Below are 15,805 nucleotides of genomic sequence, written 5' to 3'. Positions count from 1 at the left end.
CCTTGACCTGAACGGCGCCCGGAGGAGCCGCACCGCGCAGGACCTGATTGAGCTTGTGCGCCTCGCCCATGGCGGCGCCGGCGCTATGTCGGCCTCATGCTGACACATTGCATGGTTCGCGACGAGCGCCCGGTTGGACTAACCTGCGCCGTTGCGAGCGAAGGGCTTCGGGCACAGACCGTACAGGGCGTGACGCGCAAGTAAGGAGCCAGCGATGCTTTCAAGCAGCTATGACCCTTTGCTCGTACTGTGCTCGGTGTTGGTGGCGATTCTGGCGTCTTACACGGCGCTCGATATGGCCCGCCGCGTTACCACTGCTCAGGGACGCGCGGCGTATTGGTGGCTGGCCGGCGGGGCTTGTGCGATGGGAACCGGCATCTGGTCGATGCACTTCCTCGGCATGCTGGCCTTCAGTTTGCCCATCCCGCTTCGCTACGACCCGGCGATGACCTCACTGTCGCTGCTGATCGCGATTGTTTCCTCGGCCTTCGCGTTATGGCTGGTCTGCCAGGAGGAACTGCCGTGGCTGCGTCTCGCGCTGGGGGCGGTCTTGATGGGCATCGGCATCGCTGGGATGCACTACACGGGCATGGCGGCGATGCGGATGACGCCCGGCATTCAATACGTCCCGTCGTTGTTCATTCTCTCTGTCGTCATTGCCATCGCCGCGTCGGGTGCCGCGCTGTGGATTGCTTTCCAACTGCGTCAGCAGGCATCCTGGGGCAAGCTCTCGCGTGCCGGGGCGGCGGTGGTCATGGGTTTTGCGATCGCCGGCATGCATTACACCGGGATGGCAGCGGCGCAGTTCCCGCTTGGCAGCGTCTGCGGGGCGGCGGACACCGGGATCAGCACCCGAGCGCTGGCGGTTCTGATCATCAGCGTCACGCTGACGGTGATGGCTATCGCGTTGGTCATTTCGGTGCTGGAGGAAATGCGGCTGGAATTGCTCGCCTCCGTGCTGGCGAGCTCGCTCGCCGAGGCCAACCAGGAACTGACGTACCTGGCCTTGCACGACAACCTCACCAAACTTCCCAATCGCGTGCTGCTGGAAGACCGACTCGATCGTGCAATCGAGAGCGCCGATCGCGAGAAAGTCGGATTCTCCCTGATGTTCGTGGACCTGGACGGGTTCAAGGAGGTGAACGATGCCTACGGCCATCATATTGGCGATCTATTGCTGGCCGAAGTCGCGCAACGCATCAAGGCCAACGCCCGGACGCAAGATACGGTCGCCCGCATTGGAGGGGACGAATTCGTGTTGCTGGCGAGCGTCGGTGAGCCGGCGTACGCTGCCACGTTCGCCGATGAACTGTTGATCGTGATGCGCGAGCCCTTTCAGGTCGCCAACCACGACTTGCGTCTCTCGATCAGCGTCGGCATCGCGATGTACCCGAGCGATGGCGCCACTCAGCGCGACCTGCTGACCCACGCCGCCGCGGCGATGTATCAGGCCAAGGCCCAGGGCCGCAACGCCTACTGTTTCTTCGAAGCTTCGATGAATGCAAATGTACATGAGCATCTACGGATCCTGCAGGATCTGCGCATGGCCCTTGCGCGACGCGAACTGGTCCTTTACTACCAGCCTAAATTCGACGCGCCCAACGGCCGCGCGATCGGCGCGGAAGCACTGCTGCGCTGGCAACATCCCACTCGCGGTCTCATTCTGCCGGACCAGTTCATCGCCCTGGCGGAAAAAAGCGGCCTGATCGTACCGATCGGCGAATGGGTGCTGGACGAAGCGTGTCGGCAGATGAAGGCGTGGCGCAACGCCGGCCATGACGCCTGGACCATGGCAGTCAATGTGTCGCCGGTGCAGTTCGCTCATGCTGGATTGGTCCGGACAGTACGCGATGTGTTGAAGCGCCATGCACTGGATCCACGCTGTTTAACGCTGGAAATAACGGAATCGACTGCAATGAGCAATGTCGATTCGAGTGTCTTGATCATGAAGCAGTTGCACGACATCGGCGTGAGCATCGCCCTCGACGATTTTGGTACCGGCTATTCGAGCCTGCTTTATCTCAAACGATTGCCGGCCACCGAGCTGAAGATCGATCGCGGTTTCGTCCATGATCTCGCTCATGACACGGAGGACGCGGCGATTGTTTCCGCGATCGTTGCGCTTGGCCAGACGCTCGGCCTGAAAATTGTTGCGGAGGGCGTTGAAACCGCAGCGCAGCAGGCGTTCCTGACCCGTCTGGGCTGCGACTCGCTGCAAGGATGGCTACTTGGGCAGCCGATGCCGCCGAATCAGTTTATCGAAGAGGTGTCGCGCAGCGATGTGCTGCACGGCGCTGAATGAGGCGCTTACGTGCGACGCAGTGAGCGATGCACAATGGAGTTGGCCACGTGTGGCCGGTCGTCGCCTTGATTTACCTCACCCACGTCTACGCCCGCACCGTCGCCACCTGATCGAACACGCCGCTTCGTCATGGTTCAGTGTCTCGCTGACGCGCGTGAAGGGCACTGATTGAGCGCAGCGACGATTCAATGCCCATCGAAGCAACCGCCAGTGGGGCAGTTCAGCGCAAACGGCGTTACCGGTCAGCGGGCTGACCTTGCCTGGCCTGCCTATACGTCCGAAGTCGCGACCGCTAACCAAAAAAATCCCTCTGCTTGATGGAGAACTTTGCATAAGGCCGACGACGCGACGAACAGGAACGGCGCTCGAAAGTCCGCTGCCAAGGCGGAGGTGACGTTTGAATGTCTCTGTGAAAGCGAGGGCCAACGGCCGAAACTGGCTGCGGATTCAACCGGTCGTGATCGGCGGAAACCAGCGGAACGCAGGCCACATCCGCCTCGTGGCACCAGCGAGCACCGCCAACCATTCCTTAGCATCTTCACGGCATTCCCCAACAACCAGCCCGCGCCGATTCTTCTCTAGGCCATCTGCCCGATCGTCTTCCGAAACCGCTTCAACGACAGCAAGAACAGCACAGTTCCGATCACCGCCAGAATCAGAAACTGCCGCCAAACCGTCTCGATCCCCGCGCCGCGATAGAGAATTGCCTGCCCGATCTCGACGAAGTGCGTCGTCGGCGCGGCGAGCATGATGTTCTGCACCGCGAACGGCATGCTCTCGCGCGGCGTCAGGCTGCCCGACAGCAGTTGCAGCGGCAGCAGCACCAGCACCAGCAGCATCCCGAACTGCGGCATGCTGCGCACGAGCGTCGCGAGAAAGATGCCCATCGACGTCGTCGCGAACAGGTGAATCGCCATCCCCACGACGAACAGCGCGACCGATCCCTCGATCGGCACGTGCAGCGCGCCGCGCACGACGAACATCAGCGAGAACACCGCCGCGCACGCGACGACGAGCCCCATCGACCACACCTTCGCCATCATGATCTCGCCCGGCGTCACCGGCATCACGAGCAAGTGCTCGATCGTTCCGTGCTCGCGCTCGCGGATCAGCGCGGCGCCTGTGAGCACCATCGACAGCAGCGTCACGTTGTTGATCACTTCCATCAGCGAGCCGAACCACGTCTGGTCGAGGTTCGGGTTGAAGCGCATGTGCATCGCGATGTCGACGGGCGGCGTCGCGTTCGTCCGGTAGCGCCGCACGAAATCGTCGATCTCGCCGCTCACGATCTGCTGCACGTAGCCGTTTCCCGTGAACGCCTGGCTCATCCGCGTCGCGTCGACATTCAGCTGGATCTGCGCGGGCCGGCCCGCGAGCACGTCGCGCTGGAAGTTCGGCGGGATGTCGAGCGCGAACGTGAAGTCGCCCGCATCCATCCCGCGGTCCGCTTGCGCGAGCGTCACCATCTTCGGCAGCGCGAACTGCGGCGGGAAGAACGCCGATGCGATCCGCGCGGACAGCGGCGACGCATCCTCGTCGATGATCGCGATCGGCGCCATGTGCAGCGTGTCCGGGCGCGCGGTCGCGGCCGAGTAGATCGACACGGTGAACGTGTACGCGATCAGCACGAGCAGGATCGGGTCGCGCACGAGGCTCCACAGTTCCTTGACGCCGAGACGGTAGACGATCGCGAGGCGCTGCATGATCAGCGTTCCTGTTTTTTCAAGAGCAGTATGGTCGCGCCGAGGATCACCGGCACCGATGCGGCGAGCGGCCAGAACTGCGAGTAGAGATCGGCGAGCGACAGCGCCTTGTTGAACACGCCGCGGCTGATCGACAGCATGTACGTCGCCGGATAGACGAGGCCGATGAAGCGTCCGGTGCCCTCGAGCGACGACAGCGGCGTCAGCAGGCCCGCGAACTGCACGGTCGGAATCATCGTGCCGATGATCGTCATCACGATCGCGGCGACCTGACTGCGCGTGAACGTCGATGCGAGCAGGCCGATGCCCGTTGCGACGACGTTGAAGATCAGCACCGCGAACAGCAGCGTCATGAAGCTGCCCTTGACCGGCACGTCGAACGCGACCTGCGCGAGCACCGTCATCAGCAGGAAATTCAGCATCGCGAGCACGACGTACGGCACTTGCTTGCCGATCAGGAACTCGGTGCGCGTGACGGGCGTCACGTACAGGTTCAGGATCGAGCCGAGCTCGCGCTCGCGGACGACGGCGAGCGCCGTCAGCATCGCGGGCAGCATCAGCAAGAGGAGCGGCATCACGGCGGGGATCATCGCGGGCAGGCTCTTCACGTCCGGGTTGTAGCGATAGCGCGTGACGATGTCCGCGCGCGGCGCGGCCGTCATCCCGAGGCGATGCTGCGCCTGGTCGTACAGCCACATCGTGTGCATGCCGATCGCGTAGCCGCGGATCGTCTCCGCGCGCTGCGGCATCGCGCCGTCGATCCACATGCCGATCTGCACGGATGCGCCGCGTTCGACATCGCGCGCGAAATTCGGCGGGATCTCGATCGCGAGCGACAGCTCGCCGTCGCGCATCCGGCGGTCGAGCTCCGCGTAGTCGGACAGCGTCGGCCGCTCGACGAAGTAGCGCGAGCCGGACAGGTTCAGCGCGTAGTCGTGGCTCAGCTCGGTCTGGTCGCGGTCGAGCACGGCGTAGGTCAGATCCTCGACGTCGAGACTGATGCCGATGCCGATCACGCACATCAGCACGAGCGAGCCGACCAGCGCGAGCGTCGCGCGAACCGGGTCGCGGCGTAGTTCGAGCATCTCGCGCCACATGTAGCTGAGCGCGCGCTGGGCGCTGAAGGCGCGGTGGGGCGGGTCGATCACGCTTGGCGCGGATGGCGGCGAAGCGGCGAGCGGGGCGGGTGCGTCGGGTGCTCCGGATAAGGCGCGTGACGCGGCGCCGGCTCTGTCTCGGGTTTCGAGTTTGATGCCGGCGTCGGCATCGCTGTCGGCCGAGGCGCCGGCGTCGTGACGGGCGTGGGGGGCGACGCCGGCCACTGTCTTCGCTTTCCCTCTCGTTTCAATGCCGACCTCGGCTCCGGTTGCGGCTTCGGCTCCGGTTTTGCCGCGGATTTCGCCTTCGACGCCGGCATCGGCGCCGTCCTTGATTTCGACTTCGACCCGAGCTTCGGCATGGGCGCTCGCTTCGGCTGCCGTATTGATATCGGCCGAACGCTTCATGTCGGCTCGAACGCCGCCCGCGCCGCCGGCTCGCGCGCCAGCGCTTGCACGCGCATCGGCGTGAGTATTGACATCGGCATCGACATTCCCACCGGCCGTGCGTTGCCGATGCGCGGAACTCGCCCCACCCATCGCGCCGTCACCGTCCTGCTTCTGCTTCTGCTTCTGCTTCTGCTCCTGCTCCTGCTCCTGCTCCTGCTCCTGCGCCTGCGCCGACGCATCGACGAGATACCCGATGAACGCGTCTTCGAGCGTCGCCGCGCCGCGCGCACGCACGAGCCCGGCGGGCGAGTCGCTCGCGAGCACGCGGCCCGCGTGCATCAGCGAGATCCGGTCGCAGCGCTCCGCTTCGTTCATGAAATGCGTCGAGATGAAGATCGTCACCTGATCGCGGCGCGCGAGATCGATCATCAACTGCCAGAAGCCGTCGCGCGCGACGGGATCGACGCCCGACGTCGGCTCGTCGAGGATCAGCAGCTCCGGCTTGTGGACCATCGCGACCGCGAGCGACAGCCGCTGGCGCATCCCGAGCGGCAGGCTGTCGGGCAGCGTGTCGTAGATGTCGGTGAGGCCGAAGCGGTGCGCCATCTCGTCGACGCGCGCGCCGATGCCGGCGGCCGGCACGCCGAAGAGGCGCGCGTGCAGCACGAGGTTCTGCCGCACCGTCAGCTCGCTGTAGAGCGAAAACGCCTGCGACATGTAGCCGACGCGCCGGCGCGTGTTGATGTCCTTCGGATCGACCGGCTTGCCGAACAACTGCGCGTCGCCTTCGGTCGCGGGCAGGAGGCCCGTGAGCATCTTCATCGTCGTCGACTTGCCGCAGCCGTTCGAGCCGAGGAAGCCGAAGATCTCGCCGCGGCGAATCCGGAAGCTCACGTGATCGACCGCGGTGAAGTCGCCGAAGCGCATCGTCAGGCCGCGCGCTTCGATCGCGACGCCCGCCCGCGCGTCGGCGCGCAGCGGCTCGATCTTCACCGGCTTGTGATCGCGCCGCTTGTCCTCCGGCAACAGCGCGATGAACGCCGCTTCGAGCGTGTCGCAGCCGGTGCGCGCGAGCAGCTCGGCGGGCGCGCCCGTCGCGAGCACGCGGCCCGCGTCCATTGCGATCAGCCAGTCGAAGCGCTGCGCCTCGTCCATGTATGCGGTCGCGACGATCACGCTCATCGTCGGCCGCTCCGCGCGAATCCGCGCGATCAGATCCCAGAACTGCGCGCGCGCGAGCGGATCGACGCCCGTCGTCGGCTCGTCGAGGATCAGCAGGTCGGGATCGTGGATCAGCGCGCAGCACAGGCCGAGCTTCTGCTTCATCCCGCCCGACAGCTTGCCCGCCGGCCGCGTCAGGAACGGGAAGAGGCCCGTGCTCTGCGTGAGCGCGTCGATCCGGCGGCGGCGCTCGTCGGCGTCATGGCCGAACAGGCGCGCGAAGAATTGCAGGTTTTCCTCGACCGACAGCGTCGGATACAGGTTCTTGCCGAGCCCCTGCGGCATGTACGCGATGCGCCGGCACACGCGCTCGCGATGGCGTCGCGAGCGCATGTCGCCGCCGAGCGCGTCGACGCCGCCCGTCTGCAGCGCGCGCGCGCCGGACGCGAGCGCGAGCAGGCTCGACTTGCCGACGCCGTCCGGCCCGATCAGGCCGATCGTGAGGCCGGCGGGGACGTCGAGCGTGATCCGGTCGAGCGCGACCGTCTTGCCGTAGCGCAGGCTGACGTCCGTGAATCGAACGACGCTCGGCGTGCTCACTGCGCGACCTTGACCGTCAGTTGCGCGGGCCACGGCTTGCTCTGATCGACGCGGACCCATGCGACGCCGGGCAGCCCCGTCTTCACGAGCTTCAAGTGCTTTTGCAGCAGCTCGCGGTCGATCCGCGCCTTCACGCGAAACATCAGCTTCTGCCGCTCGCTCGCGGTCTCGACGGTCTTCGGCGTGAACTGCGCGGTGCTCGCGACGAACGACACGGTCGCGGGAATCACGTAGTTCGGCGCGGCGTCGAGGATGATCCGCGCGTCGGCGCCGAGCGCGACGCGGCCGACGACCGTTTCAGGCAGAAAGAACGTCATGTAGACGTCCGACAGATCGACGAGATTCAGCACCTTGCCGCCCGCGGGCAGCACTTCGCCCGGCTGTGCGACGCGGTATTGGACGCGGCCGTCGCGCGGCGATACGAGCTCGCTGTCGTTGATGTCGGCCTGCACGCGCGCGACGGTCGCATCGGCCGCCGTCACCGCCGAATGCGCGGCGACGAGCTGCGCTTCGGTCGCCTCGATCGCGGCCTGTGCGGCGGCGGCCTGCGCGGCCGCCGCGGACACGGCCGCTTGCGCGCTGCGGCTGCGCGCGCGGTCGTCGTCGAGCTCCTGCATCGACGACGCGCCTTCGCGCGACAGCGTCTCCGAACGCACGAGCCGGCGCTTCGCGGCGTCGAGCTCGCTTTCGCGCAGCACGACCATTGCCTGCGCGGCCACCTTGTCGCTCCTGCGCTGCGCGACCTGCGACTCGACGCCGGCCGCCGTGTTCAGCGCGCGCTGCCGCTGCGCGGTCGCTTCGTCGTACTGCGCGCGCAGCACCTGGATCTCCATCTTCGCGAGCGGCTGGCCCGCCTTCACGAAATCGCCTTCGTCGACGAGAATTTCGTCGATGCGGCCGGGCAGCTTCGTCGCGACATCGATCTCGGTGGCCTCGATGCGGCCGTTGCCGCTCGCGAAGCCGTCGCCCGGGCCCTGATGGCGCAACAGCGTCCAGCCGTAGTAACCGCCGAGCGCGACCGCGACGACGGCGGCCGCGGCGGCGATCTGTTTCCTGGTGACCTGGATCATGACAACGGACCTTATTTCACTGAGGGTTCGGTGGAGGAGGACGATTGCGCAGCGTCGCGCGCGGGCTCGGCGAGATTGCCGCCGAGCGCCGCGTACAGCGCGACGCGGCTCGACAGCAGCGCGCGGCGCGTCTGCACGAGCTGCTGCTGCGCGCTCAGCAAGTCGCGCTGCGCGTCGAGCACTTCGAGGAAGCGCGCGGCGCCGCTGTCGTAGCGCAGCTTCGCGAGCCGCGCGCGCTCGGACTGCGTCGCGAGCGTGTCCTGCGCGATGCGCACCTGATCGGCGAGCCAGTGGCGCGCGGCGAGCGCGTCGGCGACGTCGCGAAACGCCGACTGGATCGTCTTCTCGTATTGCGCGACCGCTTCATCGCGGCGCGCCTTCGCAAGCTTCAGGTTGCCGATGTTGCGGCCCGCGTCGAAGATCGGCATCGACAGGTTCGGAATGAAGTTCCACGCGCTCGTGCCGGACGCGAACAGGTTGTGCAGCTCCGTGCTGCCGGAGCCGATCGAGCTCGTCAGCGCGATGCGCGGGAAGAACGCCGCGCGCGCGGCGCCGATGTTCGCGTGGGCGGCGCGCAGTTGATACTCGGCCGCGACGACGTCGGGACGGTTCGTCAGGAGCGCCGACGGCAGGCCGGGCGCGAGGTTCGGCGCGATGCTCGCGTCGACGAGCGACGCGGGCGTCTGCGCCGGCGCGCGCTTGCCGACGAGCAGATCGAGCGCATGCTGCTGCATGTCGCGCGCTTGCTCGAGCTGCGAGCCGAGCGTTTCCGCCTGTTGCAGCAGGATTTCCGATTGCGTCAGGTCGAGCTTCGAGATCGCGCCTTCCTCGTGGCGACGCCGGAAGATCCGCAGCGATTCGCGGCGGCTCGCGATCGTCTCGTTCGTCAGCGCGAGGCGCTCGTCGTATGCGCAAAGCGACAGATACGCATCGGCGACCTGGCCGATCAGGCTGATCGTCACCGCGCGGCGCGACGCGTCGCTCGCGAGGAACGAATCGAGCGCGGCGGCCTTCAGGTTGCGCACGCGGCCCCAGAAGTCGATCTCCCATTGGACTTCGCTGAGCGACGCCGAATACAGCTCGCCGAGGATCGGATTCGGCAGCAGCAGGCCGCCCGGCTCGCGGAAGCGGATGTATGCGGCGTTCGCGGCGATCGTCGGAAACTGGTCCGCGCGACGGATGCCGTACATCGCGCGCGCTTCCTCGACGCGCTGCGTCGCGATCCGCAGATCGCGGTTGTTCGCGAGCGCGGTCTCGATCAGCGCTTGCAGCTGCGGATCGACGAAATACTGCCGCCAGTGGAACTGGCCGAGCGCGCGCGCGCCGGCGTCCGTCGGGTCGGCGGGGTAGGCCGGATAGGAAGCGGGCACGGGCGGCGGTTGGCGCGCGTAGTCGGGCGCGAGAGACAGGCAGCCCGACACGGCCGCGCACAGCGCGAGCGCGGCGGCATGCCGCGACACGCGGCGCGCGATGCCGTGCCGCCGCTGATGCCGTTCGTCGTGGCGCGCATCGTTGCGCATGGTCATATCCTCGGTGGTCGATGAAGCCGACTGTTTTTCGTGGACGCCGCGCGCGCTCCCGAACATGCTCACCGTCGCGCGTCGCGGGCAAGCGTCGCGCGATGCGCGCCGCTCTCTCATGTCCCTTTATATCCGACGATTACCGAGTCTTATCTTGATCTGAGTCAGTGAGATACCGACTGGTCAGTTTTTAAGATGTCGCCATGCCCGATGCGGGGGCGTCCGCCGCGCGGACGCCCCCGCATCGCGAAACGCAACGACACAACGAACGGCCGCCCGCAGGGCGGCGAAGCGGCGGCGGACCATGCGAAAGCGGAACGGCATCGATCAGGCGGCGACGGCGCGCGAAGCGGCACCGGCCAGGCCGCCGCGCTGCCGGTTGCCCGCCGACGTGCGCATCAACCAGATCCTCGACGCGGCGCTGGCCGAGTTTTCCGCGAGCGGCTTCGCGGGCGCGCGGATCGACGACATCGCCGCGCGCGCGGGGATGTCGAAGGGCGGTGTCTACACGCACTTCGGCAGCAAGGACGAGATCTTCGCGGCGCTGCTCGAGCGCTCGCTGATGCCGCCGCTGCCGGCGACTTCGAAGGCATCGACGGCATCGAAGACATCGCGATCGGCACGCCGGGCGACGGGCGCGCGGAAGCACGACATGGCGAACGCGCAACGCGCTGCGCACGCACAGGAACCTATGAACGCATCGAGCGAGGCCGATGCGCACGATGCGCCGGGTGCGTCGCGTCCGCCGGCCGCATCGAATTCGCCGCCGGCTTCATCCGCGCCGGCCGGGCCCGCGTCGCTCGCGGCGATCGTCGATCTGCTCGCGGGCGATCTCTATGCGTGGTCGACGAGCGAGCCCGTGATCGCGACGCTGCGTCTCCTGATCGCCGAAAGCCGGCGCGCGCCGCATGCGGTCGAGCGCTGGCAGAAGCAGGTCGAGCGCGCGGTCGCGACGGCCGTCGGCCGGCTCGTGCGGCGGGGCGTCGAGGCGGGCGAGTTGCGCGACGGCGTCGCCGCGCGCACGCCGCTCCTGCTCGTCGCGCCGCTCACGCACGCTTGCCTGCGACAGGCGCTGCGCGCGGCGCCCGCGATCCGCCGCGAGGTTGTCGCGGCGCGGCGCGACTATGCGCGTTTCATCGAGGAGCTGTTGACCTGACGAAATGCACGAATCCGGGTGCCGCGCGGCGGAAGCTTGACGGAAGTCAACTTTCCGTACGCAGAACCCACCGATCATGAACTCATGTTTTCGGCATCCCGAACGGTTCCTGGCAACGATGGAGGAATCCGATGCGAACGGCGGTTTTTTTCCGAAGCGCTCGAAAGCGCCGGAGCGCCGGAGCGCCGAAACGACATCGACTTGAATCAGGAGGTTTTATGTATCAGAAGATCATGGTGGCGCTCGACGGCAGCGATATCTCGAAGCGCGGCCTCGACGAAGCGATCAAGATCGCGAAGGCGACGGGCGGACGGGTTCATGCGGTGTACGTCGTCGACAAGTCGGTGGTGTTCAGCTACGCGGGCCATTTCGACCCGAATGCGCTCCTCGAAGGCTTCCGCGACGACGGCCGCAAGGCGCTCGGCGAAGCGGAAAAGACGATGGACGCCGCGCAGGTGCAGGGCGAAGCGGAGCTGTTCGAGACGGCCGGCATCGGCGAGGAAGTCGCCCAGGCACTCGAGCGCTGCGTGAAGCAGAACGGCGCGGATCTCGTCGTATTGGGCACGCACGGTCGCCGCGGCGTGCGGCGCGTCGTGCTCGGCAGCGTCGCCGAGCGCTTCCTGCGCATGTCGCACTGCCCGGTCCTGCTCGTGCGCGGCGAGCAAGCCGAGCATCAAATGGAATTGTGAGCGCGTCCCGCGCGCCCCGAGAACAAGGAGAACGACATGACGCATCCTGACCGCAAGGCGATCGCTTCGACCGTCGCCGTGTTCGCTTCGCAAGTCGGCCTGATCGCAGCGGTACGCGGGCTGCTCGTCGCCGACGGCTCGGCCCCATACTTCGTGCTGTTCGCGATCGTGGCGGGCGTGCTCGGCTTCGTCGATCTGTATTACCGGCCGATCTTCGCACCCGCGTTCGCGCGGCAGCGCGTCGCGTTCGTCCATCTTCGCCGGGGAGCTGCGCGCGACGCATCGTGAACGGGATCCTGAGACTCGCGCCCAAGCTGCTCGTCAACGACAGCGCGAAGTTCACCGCGCTGATCGTCGGGATCACGTTCGCCGTGTTCCTGATGGTCGAGATGACGTCGCTGTTCGCAGGGATCCTGAACAAATCGTCGTCGACCGTCATCAACATCGGCTCGAAGGTGCGGGTGATGGACCCCGGCGTGCAGACGATCGCGAGCAGCATCAGGATGCCCGGCTACGTGCTCGACGCGGTGCGCGGCATCGACGGCGTCAAGTACGCGGTGCCGGTCTATTCCGGCGGCGCGCTCGTCAAGCTCGGCGACGGCACCTATCAGGCCATCACCGTGATCGGCCTCGACGACGCGAGCCTGCTCGGCCGGCCGACGATGAAGGCGGGCCGCATCGAGGACATCTGCGCCGAAAACGGCTTCATCGCGATCGACGACGCCGAGCTCGTGACGGCGAGCGGCGCAGCGTCGAAGGGCTCGTCGCGCAGGCCGATGCGCAACGTCACGCGCTCGCGGCCGCGCGCCTGACGCTCGCGTCGAGCATCGGCAACACGAATCGTCAACACGATGATTGCGTGCGCCGCCTATGCGGACGAGATCGCGGTCACGCGCGAGCTGATCGCGCTGACGGACGAGCAGATCCGCCACACGCGCGCAGGTGAGCGCCGGCACGAGCGCGTACTCGTGCCGTGCCTGCGCTCGACGCGTCGCGCGCGTTGCTCGATGCGCGCCGCCCGCGCTCGCGCAGAAGATCGGTCAGGCGGACGATCTGCTCGCGACGCGCGCGGGCCGCTATCCGGCCGACCGTATATCACCGAAGCGGCCGCTCGCCGACATCGCGTCGCCGCCGCGGCCGTCCTCGCCGATTCCATTGACCCGCTCGCCGCCGCCGTTCGCATCATCGCCGCGCCGCTTCCCCGCGCTCTTCGGCGGTCTTCGCAAGCAGCCGCCGCAGCACGGGCGGCGTGCATTCCTCGACCATCAGAAAGCGCGGCAGCGTGAGAAGCGGCGTGTCGTGCCGGATCTTGCTCGGCTCGAGCGTGAAGCCGGCTACGTAGCCGGCTTCGTGCGCAAGCGCGCCGAGTTCGCCGTCGAACGCGCCGAAGGGCCATGCGAGCAGGTCGACCGTGTTGCCGATTTCGTGCTCGATGCGCGCGCGCGCCTGCTCGAACTGCGCGCGCGTCGCGTCGCGAAACGCCTCGGACGACCGGTGCGCGGCATTCAGATCGGGATGCCACCATGCATGCGACTGCACGTCGAACCAGCCGGTCTTGTGCAGCACGCGCAACTGGTGCCAGGTGAGCGAGCCGGGCGCTTCGCCCACCGCCGACGGATAGACGAACAACGTGATCGGCACGTGCTCGCGCAGCGCGATCATTTTCGCCCATTCGAAGATCGACGCGTGCCCTTCGTCGATCGTCAGCGCGACCGCCTTCGGCGGCAGCACGACATGCTCGCCGCGCAGCCATCGGACGATGTCGCGCAGCAGGACGATCCGATAGCCGAGGCGGCGCAGGTGCGCGAGCTGCGCTTCGAACGTCGCGGTGCTGACCGTCATCGGATCGGAGCGGGACGCGTTCGAGAAGCGGTGATAGACGAGCACCGCGACGTCGGCCGGGGGCGTGACGACGGAGGGCGCGCCAGTCGACGCGTCGGTAGCGACGATCCGCGAGACGGGCCGGAAGCCGGGGCCGAAGACGGCCGTGCGCCAGGTGAACCGGGAACGAGGTGACATGATGAAGTTCGTCGCTGAGTTGTCGGGACCGGCATTGCGCCGGCTGCATGCGGGCTGCGGTCGGAGGCTGGACGCGAACGGTCGGCGCGGCGCGCGGAGAGCGGTGTCGGCGCATCGGATCTCCGGTGGAGCGGCGCTTGACGCACGAACGTGCGAGCCTCATCGACAGCACGCGAAGCATCTTGTTAATAGGATGCGCCGCGCATGCCTGCGCGCGTTGAGCCAAGTCAACGCAGTCGCACCAATGCAGGGCGCCACTATAGGCCGCTGTCGCGGAAGCGGTGGACGGTCGCGCGCATGATTGTTGATGTGCGTCAAATCCGCGCGGCGTTATGTATTCGGCATGATTCATGCGATTTGCGGGGATGAATGAGGCGACATCCGAGCTTCGCATTGGCCGCTTGTCTGTGTGCGGTGATGATCGCATTCGCGCTGAATCGCATCGCGAAATGCGAGCGCTGGACGATCGAGGTTACCGAGGTCACCGAGATGAACGGCATCGAGGCGAAGCTCGAACCGAGCATGACCGAACGCGCGCTCGCGCTGCGCAACCCGATGCTGATCGAGCAGCAGCACGAGATGCGGATCGCGCTGAATCGCATCGATGCCGGCGATCGCGCGATGGCGCGCGGGATCGTCGGCGATGAGCGGTTCAGCGGGATGTACGTCGGTCCGCCGCTCGCCGAACGCGAGCGGCGCGATTCCAAGCGACCGTATCGCAACGCGGGCGGCGGGCAGATGCCGCATGTCGCCGGCGTGGCGTCGCCGGACGAGTCGCCCACGGCGGACGATCCTGGCGTTCGACGCAACCGACTGACGAATGCCGGCGAGTCCGGCGGCTCCGAGACGCGCGATGCGTCCGCGCGCGACATCGGATGCGCCGTCGCGATCGCGAACCCTGTTGCACGGCGACGCGCGTTCCGGTCTTCGGGCCTCCGAGTCGCGGCGCGCCGAATCGCGCTTGACGTGCATCAGAAATCCCGTGGCGCGCGTATGCAAAGCTGTCCTGAAGCGGCGGATTCGCGCCGTGTTTTCAGGTGGAGCGAGCGATGAAAACCGACAGGCAGATCAAGCAGGAAGTCGAGGAGGAACTGGCGGGCAACCCGATGATCGACGTCGCACATTTCAATGTCGACGTCGCGGGACACATCGTCACGTTGACGGGCCATCCATCGAGCTACGCGGAAAAGCTCGCGGCCGAGAAGGCGGCGAACCGGGTCGCGGGCGTGCGGGCGGTCGTCGTCGACGTGCAGGTGCGGCTGCCGCAAGACGACGTTCGGTCCGACGGGGAGATCGCCGACGCCGTGCGGTCGATCCTGCACTGGACCGTGGGGCTGCACGACGCGGCCGTTCAGGCGCAGGTCGAATCGGGCTGGGTGACGTTGTCGGGCAAGGTCGACTGGGCGTATCAGAGCCACGTCGCGGTCCGCGCGATTGCGCAGATGCGCGGCGTGACCGGCGTGACGAACGAGATCGCGATTCTCGGCGACGTCAGCGCCGACGAGATCGCGGGCGGCATCCGGCGCGCGATGCAGCGCCATGCGGAGCGCGAGGCGAAGCACATCGACGTGACGGTCAGGGGCGGCACCGTCACGCTGACGGGCAAGGTCGGCTCGTATGCGGAGCGTGCGGTCGCGCGCGGCGCCGCGTGGTCGATGCGCGGCGTGCGTGCGGTCGTCGACGATCTGGTCGTCGAGTGACGGAAGCGATGCCGGGCGGCGCGGACGGGGTGCGCGCGTTGCATGTGCGTAGTTTTTGATGCGCCGCGCCGGCCATCATGCGCAACGTTCGAAGCGCGCCGCGCGGCAAATGCGATGCGGCGCGATGCGAACGACGCGCCGTGATGCGGCGCAACGCGCACGCCGCCGCCGGCCGCTGCCCGGCGTGCGGATTCACGAACGATCGAGTCGAAAGAAAAGACGCTCGCGAGCGTGCGGGAGAATGAGGCTGCGCACGGCTCGCGAGACGAAAACGAACAAAGACGGAAGCGGAGGCGGTTGGACGAAACGAAACCGCGCGAGCGGTCCGGCTAACGACAGCCGGACGCGTAGCGGCGCGACGCGCAATGGGTGCGGCGGCTGCGGGCACGGGCGATTGC

Annotated in this window: 11 protein-coding genes and 3 pseudogenes; 9 read left to right on the top strand and 5 right to left on the bottom strand. The window is 67.1% G+C overall.

Going from position 1 to position 15,805, the window contains the following annotated elements:
- The first annotated feature begins 214 nt into the window (after window positions 1-214).
- The gene (locus tag WS62_RS01495; RefSeq protein ID WP_066566767.1) at window positions 215-2,302 is read left to right on the top strand and encodes a putative bifunctional diguanylate cyclase/phosphodiesterase; all 2,088 of its coding nucleotides are present in this window, start codon (window positions 215-217) and stop codon (window positions 2,300-2,302) included.
- A 578-nt stretch (window positions 2,303-2,880) separates the two neighbouring features.
- Here the strand turns inward: WS62_RS01495 and WS62_RS01490 are convergent.
- The 4 genes from WS62_RS01490 to WS62_RS01475 are packed head-to-tail and all read right to left on the bottom strand — an operon-like array spanning window position 2,881 to window position 9,849.
- Window positions 2,881-4,005, bottom strand: coding sequence for an ABC transporter permease (locus WS62_RS01490; RefSeq protein WP_066485945.1), 1,125 nt, complete (start codon window positions 4,003-4,005; stop codon window positions 2,881-2,883).
- A 2-nt stretch (window positions 4,006-4,007) separates the two neighbouring features.
- Window positions 4,008-7,253 carry an ABC transporter ATP-binding protein/permease gene (locus tag WS62_RS01485; protein ID WP_066566765.1) on the bottom strand — a complete coding sequence of 1,082 codons (3,246 nt, stop codon included), beginning with the start codon at window positions 7,251-7,253 and terminating at the stop codon, window positions 4,008-4,010.
- On the bottom strand, window positions 7,250-8,323 hold the full coding sequence (locus tag WS62_RS01480; protein WP_066566763.1) for an HlyD family secretion protein: 1,074 nt from the start codon (window positions 8,321-8,323) through the stop codon (window positions 7,250-7,252). The genes WS62_RS01485 and WS62_RS01480 overlap by 4 nt, the downstream gene beginning before the upstream one ends.
- A gap of 11 nt (window positions 8,324-8,334) precedes the next feature.
- Window positions 8,335-9,849 (bottom strand): efflux transporter outer membrane subunit, encoded by a 1,515-nt coding sequence (locus tag WS62_RS01475; protein WP_066566761.1) that lies wholly within the window; start codon window positions 9,847-9,849, stop codon window positions 8,335-8,337.
- A 298-nt stretch (window positions 9,850-10,147) separates the two neighbouring features.
- Here WS62_RS01475 and WS62_RS01470 point away from each other — a divergent pair, with 298 nt between their 5' ends.
- From WS62_RS01470 to WS62_RS38740, 5 genes and pseudogenes are all read left to right on the top strand, one after another.
- A complete protein-coding gene (locus tag WS62_RS01470) occupies window positions 10,148-10,999 on the top strand; it encodes a TetR/AcrR family transcriptional regulator (RefSeq protein WP_066566760.1) in 852 nt (283 codons plus the stop codon).
- Between the two features lie 218 nt (window positions 11,000-11,217).
- The gene (locus tag WS62_RS01465; protein WP_066566757.1) at window positions 11,218-11,688 is read left to right on the top strand and encodes a universal stress protein; all 471 of its coding nucleotides are present in this window, start codon (window positions 11,218-11,220) and stop codon (window positions 11,686-11,688) included.
- Between the two features lie 36 nt (window positions 11,689-11,724).
- Window positions 11,725-11,976: a DUF2964 family protein gene (locus WS62_RS01460; protein WP_066566748.1), complete on the top strand. Its 252-nt coding sequence runs from the start codon at window positions 11,725-11,727 to the stop codon at window positions 11,974-11,976.
- Window positions 11,973-12,416, top strand: a pseudogene (locus tag WS62_RS01455) (ABC transporter permease); the annotation flags it as partial. The gene WS62_RS01460 and the pseudogene WS62_RS01455, both read left to right, overlap by 4 nt.
- An 8-nt stretch (window positions 12,417-12,424) precedes the next feature.
- A pseudogene (locus WS62_RS38740) lies at window positions 12,425-12,843 on the top strand (efflux transporter outer membrane subunit); the annotation flags it as partial.
- 27 nt (window positions 12,844-12,870) lie between these two features.
- Here WS62_RS38740 and WS62_RS01450 read toward each other — a convergent pair.
- Window positions 12,871-13,707, bottom strand: coding sequence for a polysaccharide deacetylase family protein (locus tag WS62_RS01450; RefSeq protein WP_066566744.1), 837 nt, complete (start codon window positions 13,705-13,707; stop codon window positions 12,871-12,873).
- Window positions 13,708-14,076: 369 nt separating this feature from the next.
- On the opposite strand from WS62_RS01450, the pseudogene WS62_RS38955 reads away from it, so the two are divergent.
- The 3 genes and pseudogenes from WS62_RS38955 to WS62_RS01440 form a co-directional block, all read left to right on the top strand.
- Window positions 14,077-14,316, top strand: a pseudogene (locus tag WS62_RS38955) (methyl-accepting chemotaxis protein); the annotation flags it as partial.
- A gap of 12 nt (window positions 14,317-14,328) precedes the next feature.
- Window positions 14,329-14,760 carry an adenylyl-sulfate kinase gene (locus WS62_RS38950; RefSeq protein ID WP_442855053.1) on the top strand — a complete coding sequence of 144 codons (432 nt, stop codon included), beginning with the start codon at window positions 14,329-14,331 and terminating at the stop codon, window positions 14,758-14,760.
- The gene (locus tag WS62_RS01440) at window positions 14,757-15,407 is read left to right on the top strand and encodes a BON domain-containing protein (RefSeq protein WP_066566738.1); all 651 of its coding nucleotides are present in this window, start codon (window positions 14,757-14,759) and stop codon (window positions 15,405-15,407) included. Before WS62_RS38950 ends, WS62_RS01440 begins: the two co-directional genes overlap by 4 nt.
- Window positions 15,408-15,805: the final 398 nt, after the last annotated feature.

This window comes from Burkholderia sp. ABCPW 14, from assembly GCF_001523835.1.
Lineage (GTDB): Bacteria > Pseudomonadota > Gammaproteobacteria > Burkholderiales > Burkholderiaceae > Burkholderia > Burkholderia mayonis.
This window is presented reverse-complemented; position numbering and strand designations above follow the sequence as displayed.

What these genes read in the sequence shown, in the direction of transcription:
- WS62_RS01480 (WP_066566763.1), bottom strand. Translation starts at nt 8,323, where the DNA reads ATGATCCAGGTCACCAGGAAACAGATCGCCGCCGCGGCCGCCGTCGTC.
- WS62_RS01440 (WP_066566738.1), top strand. Translation starts at nt 14,757, where the DNA reads ATGAAAACCGACAGGCAGATCAAGCAGGAAGTCGAGGAGGAACTGGCG.
- WS62_RS01465 (WP_066566757.1), top strand. Translation starts at nt 11,218, where the DNA reads ATGTATCAGAAGATCATGGTGGCGCTCGACGGCAGCGATATCTCGAAG.
- WS62_RS38950 (WP_442855053.1), top strand. Translation starts at nt 14,329, where the DNA reads ATGGCGCGCGGGATCGTCGGCGATGAGCGGTTCAGCGGGATGTACGTC.
- WS62_RS01490 (WP_066485945.1), bottom strand. Translation starts at nt 4,005, where the DNA reads ATGCAGCGCCTCGCGATCGTCTACCGTCTCGGCGTCAAGGAACTGTGG.
- WS62_RS01470 (WP_066566760.1), top strand. Translation starts at nt 10,148, where the DNA reads ATGCGAAAGCGGAACGGCATCGATCAGGCGGCGACGGCGCGCGAAGCG.
- WS62_RS01460 (WP_066566748.1), top strand. Translation starts at nt 11,725, where the DNA reads ATGACGCATCCTGACCGCAAGGCGATCGCTTCGACCGTCGCCGTGTTC.
- WS62_RS01475 (WP_066566761.1), bottom strand. Translation starts at nt 9,849, where the DNA reads ATGACCATGCGCAACGATGCGCGCCACGACGAACGGCATCAGCGGCGG.
- WS62_RS01450 (WP_066566744.1), bottom strand. Translation starts at nt 13,707, where the DNA reads ATGTCACCTCGTTCCCGGTTCACCTGGCGCACGGCCGTCTTCGGCCCC.
- WS62_RS01495 (WP_066566767.1), top strand. Translation starts at nt 215, where the DNA reads ATGCTTTCAAGCAGCTATGACCCTTTGCTCGTACTGTGCTCGGTGTTG.